The sequence below is a fragment of the Apibacter sp. B2912 genome (assembly GCF_009827835.1).
In the GTDB taxonomy this organism is placed as follows: domain Bacteria; phylum Bacteroidota; class Bacteroidia; order Flavobacteriales; family Weeksellaceae; genus Apibacter.
Genome location: NZ_WINV01000004.1, coordinates 119615 through 134385 on the forward strand (window position 1 = coordinate 119615; position 14771 = coordinate 134385).

Annotated in this window: 16 protein-coding genes; 12 read left to right on the plus strand and 4 right to left on the minus strand. The window is 29.0% G+C overall.

Going from position 1 to position 14771, the window contains the following annotated elements:
* Positions 1-67 precede the first annotated feature (67 nt).
* Together GFV01_RS08035 and GFV01_RS08040 are read right to left on the minus strand one after the other, a co-directional pair.
* Positions 68-343, minus strand: coding sequence for a barstar family protein (locus tag GFV01_RS08035; protein WP_160566287.1), 276 nt, complete (start codon positions 341-343; stop codon positions 68-70).
* A complete protein-coding gene (locus GFV01_RS08040; RefSeq protein ID WP_160566289.1) occupies positions 340-786 on the minus strand; it encodes a ribonuclease domain-containing protein in 447 nt (148 codons plus the stop codon). Before GFV01_RS08040 ends, GFV01_RS08035 begins: the two co-directional genes overlap by 4 nt.
* 80 nt (positions 787-866) lie before the next feature.
* On the opposite strand from GFV01_RS08040, the gene GFV01_RS08045 reads away from it, so the two are divergent.
* The gene (locus GFV01_RS08045) at positions 867-1652 is read left to right on the plus strand and encodes an RNA methyltransferase (RefSeq protein ID WP_160566292.1); all 786 of its coding nucleotides are present in this window, start codon (positions 867-869) and stop codon (positions 1650-1652) included.
* A 219-nt stretch (positions 1653-1871) separates the two neighbouring features.
* Positions 1872-2198: a YegP family protein gene (locus tag GFV01_RS08050; protein WP_055425503.1), complete on the plus strand. Its 327-nt coding sequence runs from the start codon at positions 1872-1874 to the stop codon at positions 2196-2198.
* Between the two features lie 102 nt (positions 2199-2300).
* On the opposite strand, the gene GFV01_RS08055 is transcribed toward GFV01_RS08050, so the two are convergent.
* The gene (locus GFV01_RS08055; protein ID WP_160566295.1) at positions 2301-3485 is read right to left on the minus strand and encodes a pyridoxal phosphate-dependent aminotransferase; all 1185 of its coding nucleotides are present in this window, start codon (positions 3483-3485) and stop codon (positions 2301-2303) included.
* Positions 3486-3665: 180 nt separating this feature from the next.
* Here GFV01_RS08055 and rlmD point away from each other — a divergent pair, with 180 nt between their 5' ends.
* The 10 genes from rlmD (at position 3666) to GFV01_RS08105 (ending at position 13706) form a co-directional block, all read left to right on the plus strand.
* The gene (gene rlmD, locus GFV01_RS08060; RefSeq protein ID WP_160566298.1) at positions 3666-5072 is read left to right on the plus strand and encodes a 23S rRNA (uracil(1939)-C(5))-methyltransferase RlmD; all 1407 of its coding nucleotides are present in this window, start codon (positions 3666-3668) and stop codon (positions 5070-5072) included.
* A gap of 2 nt (positions 5073-5074) precedes the next feature.
* Positions 5075-5557, plus strand: coding sequence for a DUF6452 family protein (locus GFV01_RS08065; protein ID WP_160566301.1), 483 nt, complete (start codon positions 5075-5077; stop codon positions 5555-5557).
* Positions 5523-6203 (plus strand): DUF6048 family protein, encoded by a 681-nt coding sequence (locus GFV01_RS08070; protein WP_160566304.1) that lies wholly within the window; start codon positions 5523-5525, stop codon positions 6201-6203. The genes GFV01_RS08065 and GFV01_RS08070 overlap by 35 nt, the downstream gene beginning before the upstream one ends.
* An 82-nt stretch (positions 6204-6285) precedes the next feature.
* The gene (locus tag GFV01_RS08075; RefSeq protein WP_160566307.1) at positions 6286-7596 is read left to right on the plus strand and encodes a UDP-glucose/GDP-mannose dehydrogenase family protein; all 1311 of its coding nucleotides are present in this window, start codon (positions 6286-6288) and stop codon (positions 7594-7596) included.
* 15 nt (positions 7597-7611) lie between these two features.
* Positions 7612-8664, plus strand: coding sequence for a dTDP-glucose 4,6-dehydratase (rfbB, locus tag GFV01_RS08080; protein ID WP_160566310.1), 1053 nt, complete (start codon positions 7612-7614; stop codon positions 8662-8664).
* A gap of 8 nt (positions 8665-8672) precedes the next feature.
* On the plus strand, positions 8673-9197 hold the full coding sequence (locus GFV01_RS08085; RefSeq protein ID WP_160566313.1) for a hypothetical protein: 525 nt from the start codon (positions 8673-8675) through the stop codon (positions 9195-9197).
* Positions 9198-9201: 4 nt separating this feature from the next.
* Positions 9202-10071 carry a glucose-1-phosphate thymidylyltransferase RfbA gene (gene rfbA, locus GFV01_RS08090; RefSeq protein WP_160557712.1) on the plus strand — a complete coding sequence of 290 codons (870 nt, stop codon included), beginning with the start codon at positions 9202-9204 and terminating at the stop codon, positions 10069-10071.
* 23 nt (positions 10072-10094) lie between these two features.
* Positions 10095-10946: an ABC transporter permease gene (locus tag GFV01_RS08095; RefSeq protein ID WP_255448966.1), complete on the plus strand. Its 852-nt coding sequence runs from the start codon at positions 10095-10097 to the stop codon at positions 10944-10946.
* A 331-nt stretch (positions 10947-11277) separates the two neighbouring features.
* Entirely contained in the window at positions 11278-12543 is a 1266-nt protein-coding gene (locus GFV01_RS08100) for a polysaccharide ABC transporter ATP-binding protein (RefSeq protein ID WP_160566318.1), read from the plus strand.
* Positions 12544-12650: 107 nt separating this feature from the next.
* Positions 12651-13706, plus strand: coding sequence for a glycosyltransferase (locus tag GFV01_RS08105; protein WP_160566321.1), 1056 nt, complete (start codon positions 12651-12653; stop codon positions 13704-13706).
* Positions 13707-13726: 20 nt separating this feature from the next.
* On the opposite strand, the gene GFV01_RS08110 is transcribed toward GFV01_RS08105, so the two are convergent.
* Positions 13727-14771 (minus strand): glycosyltransferase family 2 protein (locus GFV01_RS08110; protein ID WP_221411123.1); only part of this gene is annotated, 1045 nt, incomplete at its 5' end.

Consider the following 14771-nt stretch of genomic DNA (forward strand, 5'->3'; position numbering starts at 1 on the left):
TTGTTTTTAATAAAGTAAATTTATGTTTCTAGCAACACTAGCAACAAAGGTAATCCAAAATTATAAGTTAGTTGGATAAAAAATAAGAAAACACGAGTTCTCTATCAGTTTCTTTTTCAGCTTCTTCAAATAAGGCAATTAATTGTTTAAACTTTTGGAGTTTATCTAAATCTAAGTTTTGAAAAATAATTTTTACAGGCAATTCAATAATGCCGGTAAGCGTATCCCAAAGTCCGTCCAAGTTATTAGCCGTATGAGAATCAAGACCAAATTTTTTTTGAAAAACTCGGTAAAATTTAGGTAAAGAAGAAATAGAGTCAAAATCAAAAGAAACTGTTTTCATCTTTGTTGAAAAGTCTTATAATGGTCATAAGTTACAAAAATTAGTCCATCATTCGAAAAAATAACACGATCGGCACCTCTCATTCCGCACTTATAATTCAAATCGGCTTCCGTCCATTTTCTTCCCTTTTTGGACGGAATCTTATTTTCTCTGTTTTTAAATATATCACCGCCAATTACTTTTCCTGGGAGTATTTGACATAAATTACCTTTTTCAGGTTTCCAACCAGCTTTACGCGCATCTAATCTTTTAATATAATAATTTGGTAAGGAATGATGTATTTTTATATAATTTATAACAATATCTTCAGAACTTAACTGTTCTATATTAAATTGTTCAAGATTTAATTTTTTAGTTGAAAGGTTATAACTAAGGATTAAGGAAATTATTACTAAAACACTAAAGAAAAGACTATAAAAAAAGGATTGTTTTTTAATTTTCATGCTAATAATTCAAATATAAGTAATAAAATTATCTAAATAATGAATAAGTTTTTTTACTTTTGCCAAATTTCTTTTATATCATGTATATAGAAAGTAATAAAAATCCAAAAATAAAGAATTTAGTAAAATTATTAGAAAAAAGTAAAGAAAGGAAAAGTCAAAGGAAATTCATTGTTGAAGGCAAAAACGAAAATTTTTTTGCCTTAAAAAATGGTTTTGTTCCTATTGAATTTTACGTACAACCACATATTTTTCAAGATTCTATAACACTTCCTTCTTCCGCTATCAAATATGAAGTATCACAATCTGTTTATGATAAGATAGCTTATAGGAAAATATCAGAAGGCATACTAGGGGTTTATGAATATAAGAACTATGAATTAGACCAAATAAAATTGCCGGATCACCCATTAATCCTGATTATTGAATCAATTGAAAAACCGGGTAATCTTGGGGCAATATGCAGGTCAGCAGATGCCTTTGGTGTAGATATGGTTGTAGTATGTGAAGAAAAAGCAGATATATATAATCCCAATGTAATACGTTCATCAGTGGGAAGTTTTTTTAATATTCCTATTATATCAGCTAAAAACACAAATATATATGATTTTCTTATAAAAAAAAATATACCGATTTATGCTACTTATATGAATGAATCTTCTAAAATTATACAAAATGTTGATTTTACCCAATCAGCTGCAGTTATATTTGGAACGGAGCATTCAGGTATTTCAGATTTTTGGAAAGATAAAATGAAAGAAAATATATTAATACCTATGAAAGGACAAATAGATTCATTAAATGTAAGCAATGCAGTTGCAATAGTTTGCTATGAAGTGGAAAGGCAAAGAATTATGTCAAACTAGCACTTATGGAAATAATATTTACAAACTTTATGTGTATTATGTCATAAAAATATATTATTCTTGTTCTTTATTAATTAGAACTTATATCTTTGTATGAAATTATTTAGAAAAGGAGAACATTATTACTCTATTATTTGTTGAAAAAAACAAGAATACTGTAATTAGTTGGATAAATAACACTAAAAAGCTTAATAAAGTAAGACTAAAATTTGTACAACTATGTTTGAAATTTTTAAAGACAAATCAGGTGCTTTTCGATTTAGACTGAAAGCGAAAAACGGGCAGATTATCCTGGCAAGTGAAGGATATACCCAAAAAACAAATTGTCAAAAAGGCGTTAGTTCTGTAAAGAGAAATTCTAAAAACGAAGATCGTTTTGAATTGAAACAGTCCACTAACAAAAAGTGGTTTTTTAACTTAAAGGCCGGTAACGGACAAATAGTAGGAACCAGTGAGCTTTATGACAATGAAACTAATGCTAAAAATGGTGTAAAATCAGTAATGAACAATGCCCCTACAGCAGAAACCGTTGATTTATCTAAATAGATAAATTAACTGAAGCCTAATAAATTAGGTTTGAATATTTACTAAAAATAAAAGCTGTGAATTTTCACAGCTTTTATTTTTTATAAATTAGAAATGATTATTTTACGATAAGGTATTTTTAATTCTTTTTAAAGCTTCAATAAGATCTTCTTCAGAAGCCGCATACGATAACCGTATGCAATTACTGTCTCCAAAACATACACCACCCACTGTGGCTACATGTGATTTTTCTAATAATAATAAAGCAAAATCATCGGAATTTGTAATCTTATGTCCTTGAATAGTCTTCCCAAAATAAAAAGATACATCAGGAAAGAAGTAAAATGCTCCGGCCGGTTTATTAACTTTAAATCCCGGGATTTCATGCAGCAAATTGTATACGAGCTCCCGTCTCTTTTTAAAACCGTCAATCATATAATTAATAACCGAAGGGTCAGCTTCTATAGCTGTTATAGAGGCTTTTTGAGCAATACAATTTGCCCCTGAGGTCATTTGTCCTTGAATTTTATCACAAGCATCAGTAAGCCATTTTGGGCCTCCTAAATATCCAATTCTCCAACCTGTCATAGCATACGATTTGGAAACGCCGTTAATTGTTACAGTCTGATCAAAAACTTCAGGAAATTGAGCTATACTTTCGTGTTTTCCTTCATAATTTATATATTCATATATTTCATCAGAAATAATAATTACGTTAGGATGCTTTTCCAATACCTTAGCTAAAGCATATAATTCCTCTTTAGTATAGACAGTTCCCGAAGGATTACATGGAGAGCTGAATAAAAACGCTTTGGTTTTTGGAGTTATAGCATTCTCAAGCTGTTCAGGTGTAATTTTAAAATCGGTGTCAATGGTAGTAGTTACCACAATATTTTCCCCTCCGGCAAGTTTAACCATTTCATAATAGCTTACCCAATAAGGGGCAGGAACGATTACTTCATCTCCATTATTAATAATCGAAAGCAACACATTAATAATAGATTGTTTTCCTCCGGTGGAAACAACTATTTGATCAGGTTTATATTCTAACTTATTGTCTCTTTTAAATTTATTAGCAATAGCTTTCCTTAATTCAAGATATCCGGGAACGGGGGTGTAGGATTTAACACCATCATTAATCGCTTTGATGGCAGATTCCCGTACAAATTCAGGAATTTCAAAATCAGGCTCTCCCAAAGTTAAACTAATAACATTGATTCCTTGAGCTTTTAATTCTCGAGCTTTGTTAGACATTACAAAGGTTTGAGAATAGCTAAGACGATTAACGCGATCGGATAATAAATTCATTGTGGACTAATTAATTTTGTATTGTTTTTCAAAACTCAAAAATACAGTATTTTTTTAGATTAAAATAGTTTTATAAGATAAAAATATGCAGGGTATTCAGTTCAAAATCAGTAAATATAAACTCTTTTTATAGAATACATTTTTTGTGTATTTTTGTAATCTTATTTTATATTCTGTAGTTTGAGAAGAAAAAAAAATATACAAATCCCCAATTTAGAGCTTACTACTGCCGGAGCTAAAGGGGTTGCGATAGGAAAAACTGAAGAAGGAAAAACAGTATTTGTAGGATATGCTGTACCGGGAGATGTAGTTAATGCCCAAGTTATTAAGTCTAAAAAAAATTATTACGAAGCTAAAGTTTTAGATTTTATTAACTATTCTTCTGATCGAGTGGATCCCGAATGTATGCATTTTGGAATATGCGGAGGTTGTAAATGGCAAAATCTTTCTTATGAAAAACAATTAGAATATAAAGAGAAAGAGGTTTACAATAATATAAAAAGAATTGGAAAAATTGATAATTTTCAAGAATTAACCATTGTCCCTTCAACGGATAAGTATTTCTACAGAAATAAAATGGAATTTTCCTTTTCGAATGCTCGATGGTTGACATCTGAAGAAATACAATCCGATATAGATATTGAGGATAAAAATGCGTTGGGTTTTCACATACCTCAACAATGGAATAAAGTGTTAGACATTAAAGAATGTTTTTTACAACAAGAACCTTCAAATAAAATCAGAAATTCAATTAAAGCATTTGCTTTAAAGCATAAGATGGAATTTTATGATTTTAAAGAACAAAGCGGATTTCTTAGAACATTAATGATTCGTTCTAACTCTAAAAATGATCTAATGGTTTTGTTACAGTTTTTTAGAGAGGATGAGCAAAATATTAGCAAAATGTTGAACTATATTCGCGAAGAATTTCTTGAAGTAAAAACGATTCTTTATGCAATAAATTCTAAAGGAAATGACAGCTTATATGATTTGGATGTTAAAATATTCCATGGAAATGGTTTTTTAACGGAAGAGATAGAAGGACTAAAATTTAAAATTGGACCCAAATCATTTTTTCAAACTAATTATAAACAAGCCGTTAAATTATACGAAATAGCAAGAGATTTTGCAGATTTAAAAGGCGATGAAGTAGTGTATGATCTTTATACAGGAACAGGGACCATAGCGCAATTTATTTCTCGTAAAGCAAAAACGGTGGTCGGTGTAGAAGCGGTACCCGAGGCAATAAAAGCTGCGAAAGAAAATGCTGAATATAATAATATTAAAAATTGTCGTTTTTACTGTGGAGATATGAAAGATATATTCACGGAAGAATTTATTCATGAAAACGGTCATCCGGATATTATCGTTACCGATCCGCCGAGAGAAGGAATGCATAAAAATGTAGTAGACACTATATTACGCATAGCCCCTCAAAAAATAGTTTATGTAAGTTGTAATTCAGCAACACAAGCTAGGGATCTGGAGTTGATGAAAGAAAAATATGAGGTTGTAAAAGTTCAAGCTGTAGATATGTTTCCACAGACTTATCATGTTGAAAGCGTTGCGCTTCTTAAACTAAAATAAAAATGTTTCAAAAAAAAATAAATATACTATTCGTCCTATCCTTTATAGGTTTACTTGTTTTTTCCTGTGTAGATGATGATGTTTGCGACAAAGTTACTACACCGAGATTGACTATAGAATTGGATAGTTTAGGTAATAAATATAAGAAAACCCGATTATATGTTGACAGGAAAATGCCGGATGGTTCTGTACATTCTGAAGGTGTCTTTCTTGGGAGAGACAGTATACAATTACCTTTAAATTCTTTATCCGACGAAACTGTTTTTTATTTATATGATACACTGCATACTCCGGATTCAAGTAAAAATATTATTACAATAAAATACTTGACTGATCAGCAATTTGTTTCAAAGGCATGTGGATTCAAGGTAACATTTAATGAGGTGACTTATGATGCAACTGCGCTTACAACTATAAAATCCATAACAGGTCAAACTAATCAAATTTATAATGAATCCTCTACGAATTTACGTATTGCTTATTAGTGTATTTCTGGGGATATATGCTCATTCCCAAACTAAAAGCAACGATTCTATTCCGGTAAAAAATCCAAAGCATCAACTATTTATAGGAGTGGATTTATTAAATCCGGTTGCTGGTTTTTTTGCAGATAAAAAAAATTATAGTAGTTTTATTGCTTATAAAATTAAAAATAGGTGGTTGGCTGTTGCCGAAGTAGGGTATGAAAAAAATATTTATAATAAAAATAACTGGAATATTGATGCAAGAGGAGTTTTTGGAGAAATAGGAATAAATTATATTTTAACTAACAACTATGAAAAATCAGGCGAAGGGTTTTATATAGGAGGAAGATTTGGCTATTCCCCCTTCAAGCAAAATGTAAAAAAATATCCTCTTAAGGGAATGAATCCCGAAGGACAAATACAAATAATTGGAGAAGGTTCTTTACCAGAAGCAAATGTAAGTTCCGGCTGGTTAGAAGCAGTTGCAGGAGCTAAAGTTCAAATTGGAAACTCACCTTTTTATATTGATTTCATGGTTCGTCCGAAATTTCTATTGTTTTCCAGCAAACAGAAAAATGTTGATAATTTAGTTATTCCCGGGTATGGGAAAGATAAAGGATCGGCAAATATATCTCTTTTCTGGGGGATATCTTATAAATTATTTTAATCCTATTGAAAACCTATTGCATTACTAATAGATAAAATAATTAATAAAATATAAATTATATTTTTGTAAAATATTTAAATATATGAATATTACAATTGTTGGTACAGGATATGTAGGACTGGTTTCAGGAACATGCCTTGCAGATTTGGGACATAGTGTACATTGTGTTGATATAAATGAAGAAAAAGTTACCTTGATGAAAAATGGGCAAGTACCTATTTATGAGCCACAATTAGAAGAAGTATTTCTGAGAAATATAAAAGGAGGACGTTTGTTTTTCACCACAGATTTGAGTGAAGCAATGCGAGTTTCAAATGTAATATTTTTAGCCTTGCCAACTCCACCGGGAGAAGATGGCTCAGCGGATCTATCTTACGTACTGGAAGTTGCCGGACAAATAGGAGATCTAATGACTGAATATACCCTAATAGTAAATAAAAGTACGGTTCCGGTAGGTACAGCAGAAAAAGTCAAAAACTTGATAAAATCAAAAACACAGGTACCTTTCGATGTTGTTTCAAATCCGGAATTTTTACGAGAAGGATACGCTGTGGAAGATTTTATGAATCCTGAAAGAGTAATTGTGGGAGCCGGTTCACAGAAAGCATTTGAAATAATGGATAAAATTTATTTGTCCTTAACTAATGCCGGTGCTAAAATGATAAAGATGGATGAAAAATCTTCTGAGTTAACAAAATATGCTTCCAATTCTTTCCTAGCCACCAAAATCACCTTTATGAATGAAGTAGCTAATTACTGCGAAAAAGTAGGAGCAGATGTTGATAAAGTAAGATTAGGTATGGGGTCGGATGAAAGGATCGGAAATCGATTTTTATTTCCGGGTGTAGGATATGGAGGGAGTTGTTTTCCCAAGGATGTAAAAGCTTTAATTAAAAGCGGAAAAGAAGTTGGATATACTTTCGAAATTTTAGAATCTGTAGAAGAGGTAAATCAAAGACAAAAAACCATATTAGTACCCGAAGTCGAAAAATATTTAGGAGATTTAAAAAATAAACAAATAGCAATTTGGGGGTTAGCTTTCAAAGAAAATACGGATGATATTCGTGAAGCTTCCTCACTTGAAATAATTGATATGCTTCTGCAAAAAGGAGCAAAAGTTAAAGCATACGATTCGATTGCTGTCAATAATGTAAAAAAAATATTAGGCAATAAAATAGAATATGCCAACAATATGTATGATTGTGTAGAAGGTGCAGATGCATTAATTATTGTAACAGAGTGGGGTGAATTTAGAAATCCTCATTTTGATATTTTGGAAAAAAAGATGAATAATAAAGCTATTTTTGATGGAAGAAACCTTTATAATCTAGATGAATTACAAATTCATGGCTTTTACTACAAAAGTATTGGAAGAAAATTAATAAATGGATAGATAATTTTTAAATAAATGAAAAAATTAATAATTACAGGAGGTGCCGGATTTATTGGATCTCATGTAGTCAGAAGATTTGTAACTCAGTATCCGGAATATAAAATTTTAAATTTAGATGCATTAACTTATGCCGGTAATTTAGAAAATTTAAAAGATATAGAAAATAAGCCTAATTATCAATTTTTAAAAGCTGATATAACTAACGAAGAACAAATAAAAGAAATATTTGCAGAATTCCAACCAGATGGAGTAATACATTTAGCCGCTGAATCTCATGTAGACAGATCTATAACTACACCTTTAGAATTTGTAAAGTCAAATGTTATTGGAACAGTAATCCTTTTAGATGCGGCAAAAAGAATTTGGAATAATAATTTTGAAGGTAAAAGATTTCATCATGTATCTACTGATGAGGTTTACGGTTCATTGAATGAAGCGGGTTTTTTTACAGAAGAAACTAAATATAATCCTCATTCACCATATTCAGCATCAAAAGCATCTTCAGATCATTTTGTAAGAGCATATGCAGATACATATAATTTACCTGTAATTATAACAAATTGTTCAAATAATTATGGGCCTAATCATTTTCCTGAAAAGTTTATTCCATTATTAATCAATAATATCATTAATAAAAAACCTTTGCCGGTTTATGGCGATGGCAATTATACGAGAGATTGGCTATATGTAGTCGATCATGCCACAGCTATCGATCTGGTTTTTCATAAGGGAAAAAACAAAGAAAATTATAATATAGGAGGATTTAATGAATGGAAAAACATTGATTTAGTTCACTTATTATGTAAATTAATGGATAAGAAACTAGGAAGAAAAGAAGGAGAAAGTGCTAAATTAATATCTTTTGTTAAAGATCGTCCAGGGCATGATCTACGTTATGCTATTGATGCCACTAAAATAAACAAAGAACTAGGATGGAAGCCTTCCGTTAATTTCGAAGAAGGACTAATTAAAACTATAGATTGGTATATGGAAAATCAAGATTGGTTAAATCATGTCACAAGCGGGTTATACAGAAAATATTATGAAGAACAATATGATTTAAATTAAAATCTGTTATGAATAAAATAAGTGTATTTGTCTTTTCGTTGATAATTTTAGTATGTTCATGTACGCAAAGTAAGGAAAGTAATAAACAAACAACGAATACCTATCAAAAAGAAGGAATATCAATTAATTTACCTTTATATTGGAAAGTGAAAAACGACTATTTCAAAGAGGGTAACAGGTATGTAGAAATAGACAAGTACACCAATTACAAAGTAGAAAGTACCATTGCAATTAGCATTTTTAATAAAAAATTATCTGCCGACTCATTACTAAGTGATCAGATCAATCAACTTAAATATTTTTATCAAAAAGTAGGCTTTAAAGTTATAAGCAAAAATAAATCAACCCATATTGGTAAATTTGATTGGATAACTGCCAATTATGAAGCCGATGATACTAAAAACAAGGTATACGGAGAAATAGGGGTTACACACTATGAAGATAAAACAATTATTTTACAGATAGTTGAAGATAAAAATAAAAGCGATAGGTCGGATTTTAATGTTATGTTTAATACATTTATAATAAAATAATTATATGAAAGGAATTATATTAGCAGGAGGATCTGGAACCAGGTTATATCCGCTAACTATAGCTGTAAGTAAGCAACTTATGCCCGTTTATGATAAGCCCATGATCTATTACCCATTATCTGTTTTAATGGATGCAGAAATTAAAGATATTTTAATTATTACCACTCCTAACGATCAAGAAATATTTAAAAAATTATTAGGAGATGGATCAGATTTTGGATGTAAGTTAACTTACGAAATACAACATAAACCTAATGGTTTAGCCCAAGCCTTTGTGATAGGTGAAAAATTTATTGGTGATGATTCGGTGGCATTGATATTAGGGGATAATATTTTTTATGGAGCAGGTTTAAGTCAGTTATTGAGATCTAAAACTAATCCAAAAGGAGCCATTGTTTTTGCCTATCATGTTAATGATCCGGAAAGATATGGAGTTGTTGAATTTAATGAAGATATGAAAGCTATTTCCATAGAAGAAAAGCCATTGAATCCAAAATCTAATTATGCAGTTCCGGGATTATATTTTTATGATAATAAAGTAGTAGAAATAGCTAAAAAATTAAAGCCATCAGCCAGAGGAGAGTATGAGATAACAGATGTGAATAAGATGTATTTAGAAAATGGAGAGTTAGAAGTGGGCGTAATGGATAGAGGTACCGCCTGGTTGGATACGGGAACTTTTGATTCTTTGCATGATGCCACTGAATATATTCGAGTGATAGAAAAAAGACAAGGTATTAAAATCGGATGTATAGAGGAAACCGCTTACAAAAGGGGGTTTATTTCAAGAGAAAAATTATATGAAATTGCAAACAAATATGGAAAAAGTGGATACGGAGAGTATCTTAAAAACATAACTTATTATAAACGTTAGTATTTTTTAGTTAAATGGAAAAAATGCAAAAATGGACAGAAGAAATAAGCGCAAATCATTCCCTGTTTGATTTTAAATTAGGAGAGGTTTGGAAATACAGGGATTTATTAGCTCTTATGATAAGAAGAAACTTTGTTGCAAATTATAAACAAACAGTTTTAGGTCCGCTTTGGTTTTTTATAAATCCAATTTTTACTTCTTTAATGTTTAATGTAGTTTTTGGTAATATAGCAGGAATATCAACTGATGGAATACCAGGAATATTATTTTATTTATCAGGATTAACATTATGGAATTATTTTCAAGACTGTTTAACAGGAACATCTTATGTTTTTAGAGATAATGCGAGTATTTTTGGAAAAGTTTATTTCCCTAGATTAGTTATGCCTTTATCTATTATTATAGGAAATTTGCTTAGATTTGGAATTCAATTTTTATTGTTCATAATTTTTTTAATTTATTTTTTAATAAAGGGTGTTCAGATAAATATCAATGTTTATGCTTTATTACTTCCATTTCTATTAATATTAATGGCTGGTTTAAGTTTAGGCTTTGGTCTAATTATTTGCTCTATGACTACAAAATATAGAGATTTATCTTATTTATTATCTTTTGGTGTTTCATTACTTATGTATGCAACTCCAATTATCTATCCCATATCTATAATATATAAAAAGCTTCCTGAAAAATTTCACTTTTTAGCAATGATTAATCCTATTTCACCTATCATTGAAGCTTTTAAGCATGGTTTTTTAGGAGAAGGAATCTTGAGTTGGGGTGGTTTATTATATAGTACCATATTTACATTTTTTAGCATATTTATTGGAATAATAATATTTAATAAGGTGGAAAGGAGTTTTATGGATACTGTTTAGTATTAATATCTCTAAAATAAGTCTATTTATTATTATTTAGAATAACTTCTGTGAATAACAATAAAAGACTCTAGTTTGAAAACATGTTTTTATTAAAATATTTATCTAAGAAACGATGTAAATAAACCTATTATTTATCTATCGTTTACGTAATACTATAAATGTCTACTATACTAAAACTGTTAATTTTATATATAAATTAAATAAAGAGAAAATGTATATAAGAATTGGATCTATGTGCATTGTTTAAATTGTTTACTACAAAAAAAAGACTAAAAAAATTGTAATAGGATATTATTAAGTAATTAAAAAAATATTTGTCAATATAAATATGGATTTAGCGATCAAAATTGAAAATATATCAAAACTATATAGATTGGGTCAAGTGGGTACTGGATCTTTACAACAAGATATCAAAAAATGGTGGTGGAAAACAATGGGAAAAGGAGATCCTTTTTTTAAAGTAGGTGAAGTTAATGATAGAACATCTAAAGGGAAGTCAGATTATGTATGGGCTTTAAAAGATATAAATTTTGATGTAAAACAAGGCGAAGTACTAGGAATAATAGGAAGAAATGGAGCTGGAAAATCGACCTTATTAAAAATATTATCTAAAACGACATCACCTACTTCAGGTATAATTAAAGTAAATGGTAGAATTGCATCCTTACTTGAAGTGGGAACAGGATTTCATCCTGAATTAACCGGTAAAGAAAATATTTTTTTGAATGGAGCGATATTAGGTATGACTAAGAAAGAAATACGCTCAAAATTTGATGAAATAGTAAATTTTTCAGGAGTTGAAAGATATATTGATACACCAGTTAAAAGATATTCTTCTGGAATGTATGTTCGTTTAGCATTCGCTGTAGCAGCACACCTGGAGCCTGATATTTTGATAGTAGATGAGGTATTGGCAGTAGGAGATGCAGAATTTCAAAAAAAATGTTTAGGTAAAATGAAAGATGTAAGTGTAAACGACGGTCGAACAGTATTGTTTGTAAGCCATAATATTGCAGCAATTAAAACTCTTTGCACTCAAGGTGTTGTTTTACAAAACGGTACTGTTTCATATTCTGGAAATACCTTAGATGCAGTTGAATATTATCAGAAGTTAACAAATATTATATCAAGTATAGATCATAAGGGAGATATAGAATCAGCACCAGGAAATCAAAATATTAAAATATTAAAATTTAACACTCAACCTATTAAAGGTAATTATTTAACGATTTCATCTGGTGTAGAATTTGAATTAACATTTTATAACTATAAAACAGAAATTAATTTGGATGTAATATTTGAATTAAAAAATTCAGATGAAATAACAATATTTCATACAGGAGAATTAGTAACAACAAATAAAAATTCTAGAAGAGGTATCTATAAAGTTAAAGGACAAATCGAAGAAAACTTACTTAATGCTGGAACATATACATTTAATTTAATTTTCTCTGAAAACCAAAGATATAAGCTTTATAGTCAAAATGAAGTAATACAATTTGAAATTTTAAATGAAACTATAGGATCAAATAGTAATACATTACCGGGTATTATAAGGCCGAATCTAAATTTTTCAAATAAATTTTTTGATTAGTATAATTTAAAGTAACACTATTAAAATAGATAATGAATAAACTTGTTTTTTTATAAATAAGTTTAATATAAATATATAAAAACTCAACTACTTATCTAACTACACATATGTCATTTTTGCCTTTAGTAACCATTATTGTGCCTACTTATAATGTAGCTGATTACATAGAGAATGCAATAAATAGTTTATTATATCAAACTTATACTAAGTTAGAAATAATTATTATTGATGATTGCTCTACAGACGATACTTTAAAAATTATAAAAAACAAATATTCGAAAAATAATAAGATTAAAATATTTGAAAATAAAAAGAATTTAGGTTCAGCTTTTACTCGTAATATAGGCATACAACAAGCTAAAGGACAATATATTGCTTTGTTAGATGCCGATGATTATTATGTCAAAGATAAAATTGAAAAACAGGTTCACTTGATGGAAGCAAATCCAGAAATAGGTGTCTGTTCTTCTTTTTTGCAATGTTTTGGTTTGCAAAATAATATAATTGAATTTAGTATAAATCATTCAGATATAAAAGATAATCAATTATTGGGCTGCCCTGTAGCTCAACCCGCAACTATGTTTCGAACTTCAATTCTAAAAAAATATGATTTATATTACAATGAAAATTTTAGGTTGGCACAAGATTATGAATTATTTGTAAGAATGTTGGAATTAAATATACAATTCATTACTATTCCTGAACCATTAGTATATTATAGAATTTCTGGAAATCAAGCTTCTTTTATTATGGATAAGGGAAAAATGATAAGAAACAAGGAGCAATGGGAAGTTTCAAAAAAAATCCACTATAAAGTATTAAATAAGTTAATAAATGAAAAGTCTGAACTATACAATATAAAATGGGTTGATGCTTTATTGGCTCATCAAGTCTTACGTGAGTTTGCAGATTTAAAGCCATTTATAAATTGGGCAAAAAGACTTATAGAATATAATGAAAAAAAAGGGAGTCCATTTAGTTCGAAATTTTTAGAGAAAACTTATAAAAAAAGTGTGGCCGGTTATTTTCTTGCTCAAAAAGAGTTGTCTTGGAAAATTCTTTATCAGTATCTGACGGTTTATCCTGATATTGAAAGCACTAAAATGAATTTTTTATATCAACTTAAATATATAACAAAGTGCTTATTTTTTTTAAAACACTAAATTATAATTTGGTTTATTTTTTATTTTCTTTCATATCGCCATTTAAATAATTTATACCCATAATTTACAGGTAAATTTTGAAAAATATTTTTTTTCTTTACATCTATAGTAAACAAAGAAGAAAAATAATCATGAAATTTTAAACTTGGTGCTTTTTTTAAACGTGAGTAATTATGTTTCCAATAGTCTACATCTTTTCTCATTACTTTATATTGCATAGTAAGAGCTAATTCTTTAAATTTAATAATATGGTTTAATATATATTTCTTTCTTAAAGAAGATTCTTTGTAATACTCTTCAGCCATACGTTCTAGAATCGTATGAATGTTTTCAAAGTATACCTTTTTCTTATTGAAAATAATAGAATCTTTGTGAAGATAATATTTATAAGTAATTTTATTAACAAATGCTGTACTATCCAATTTAAGAGCTATATGAAAAGACCATAATTCATCTTCTGCATATAAACCTTTAGTAAAGTAAATATTATTTTGTTTCAAAAAATTTAATTTAAGAAGTTTATTCCAAGGAGAAACCGCCCATTCCCCATTACAAAAATATTCTAAAATAATATCATTATTATAGAGGAACGTCAGATTATCATTGAATTTGAAAATTGGATATTCAGAATTAGAAAAAGTATCAATAGCAGTTATTTGTCCAATGGTCATAGTTGCATTTGTTTCATAGGCTTTTAAATATAATATTTCAATGCAATCGGTCGTAATTTCATCATCTCCATCCATAAAAAAAATATATTCTCCTTTAGCATTGTCAATACACGTATTTCTGGCAGCTGCAGCACCGCTATTCTCATTATGCTCAATAATTCGTATCTTATCAGGAAAGACATTTTGAATGTTCTTAATAATTTGTATGCTATTATCTTTCCCTCTATCATCGACTATCAAAATTTCAATATTAGGATATGTTTGATTAAGTACAGAATTAATGCAACGTTCTATATATTTTTCGCAATTATAAACTGGGATAGAAACAGTAATTAAAGGATTTTTCATAGTAAAAATTTTTAAAAGACGATTACCAACCATATCTTTATCAAAG

What these genes read in the sequence shown, in the direction of transcription:
- GFV01_RS08105 (WP_160566321.1), top strand. Translation starts at nt 12,651, where the DNA reads ATGTCATTTTTGCCTTTAGTAACCATTATTGTGCCTACTTATAATGTA.
- GFV01_RS08035 (WP_160566287.1), bottom strand. Translation starts at nt 343, where the DNA reads ATGAAAACAGTTTCTTTTGATTTTGACTCTATTTCTTCTTTACCTAAA.
- GFV01_RS08100 (WP_160566318.1), top strand. Translation starts at nt 11,278, where the DNA reads ATGGATTTAGCGATCAAAATTGAAAATATATCAAAACTATATAGATTG.
- GFV01_RS08095 (WP_255448966.1), top strand. Translation starts at nt 10,095, where the DNA reads ATGCAAAAATGGACAGAAGAAATAAGCGCAAATCATTCCCTGTTTGAT.
- GFV01_RS08055 (WP_160566295.1), bottom strand. Translation starts at nt 3,485, where the DNA reads ATGAATTTATTATCCGATCGCGTTAATCGTCTTAGCTATTCTCAAACC.
- rfbA (WP_160557712.1), top strand. Translation starts at nt 9,202, where the DNA reads ATGAAAGGAATTATATTAGCAGGAGGATCTGGAACCAGGTTATATCCG.
- GFV01_RS08045 (WP_160566292.1), top strand. Translation starts at nt 867, where the DNA reads ATGTATATAGAAAGTAATAAAAATCCAAAAATAAAGAATTTAGTAAAA.
- rfbB (WP_160566310.1), top strand. Translation starts at nt 7,612, where the DNA reads ATGAAAAAATTAATAATTACAGGAGGTGCCGGATTTATTGGATCTCAT.
- GFV01_RS08075 (WP_160566307.1), top strand. Translation starts at nt 6,286, where the DNA reads ATGAATATTACAATTGTTGGTACAGGATATGTAGGACTGGTTTCAGGA.
- GFV01_RS08085 (WP_160566313.1), top strand. Translation starts at nt 8,673, where the DNA reads ATGAATAAAATAAGTGTATTTGTCTTTTCGTTGATAATTTTAGTATGT.
- GFV01_RS08040 (WP_160566289.1), bottom strand. Translation starts at nt 786, where the DNA reads ATGAAAATTAAAAAACAATCCTTTTTTTATAGTCTTTTCTTTAGTGTT.
- GFV01_RS08065 (WP_160566301.1), top strand. Translation starts at nt 5,075, where the DNA reads ATGTTTCAAAAAAAAATAAATATACTATTCGTCCTATCCTTTATAGGT.
- GFV01_RS08050 (WP_055425503.1), top strand. Translation starts at nt 1,872, where the DNA reads ATGTTTGAAATTTTTAAAGACAAATCAGGTGCTTTTCGATTTAGACTG.
- GFV01_RS08070 (WP_160566304.1), top strand. Translation starts at nt 5,523, where the DNA reads ATGAATCCTCTACGAATTTACGTATTGCTTATTAGTGTATTTCTGGGG.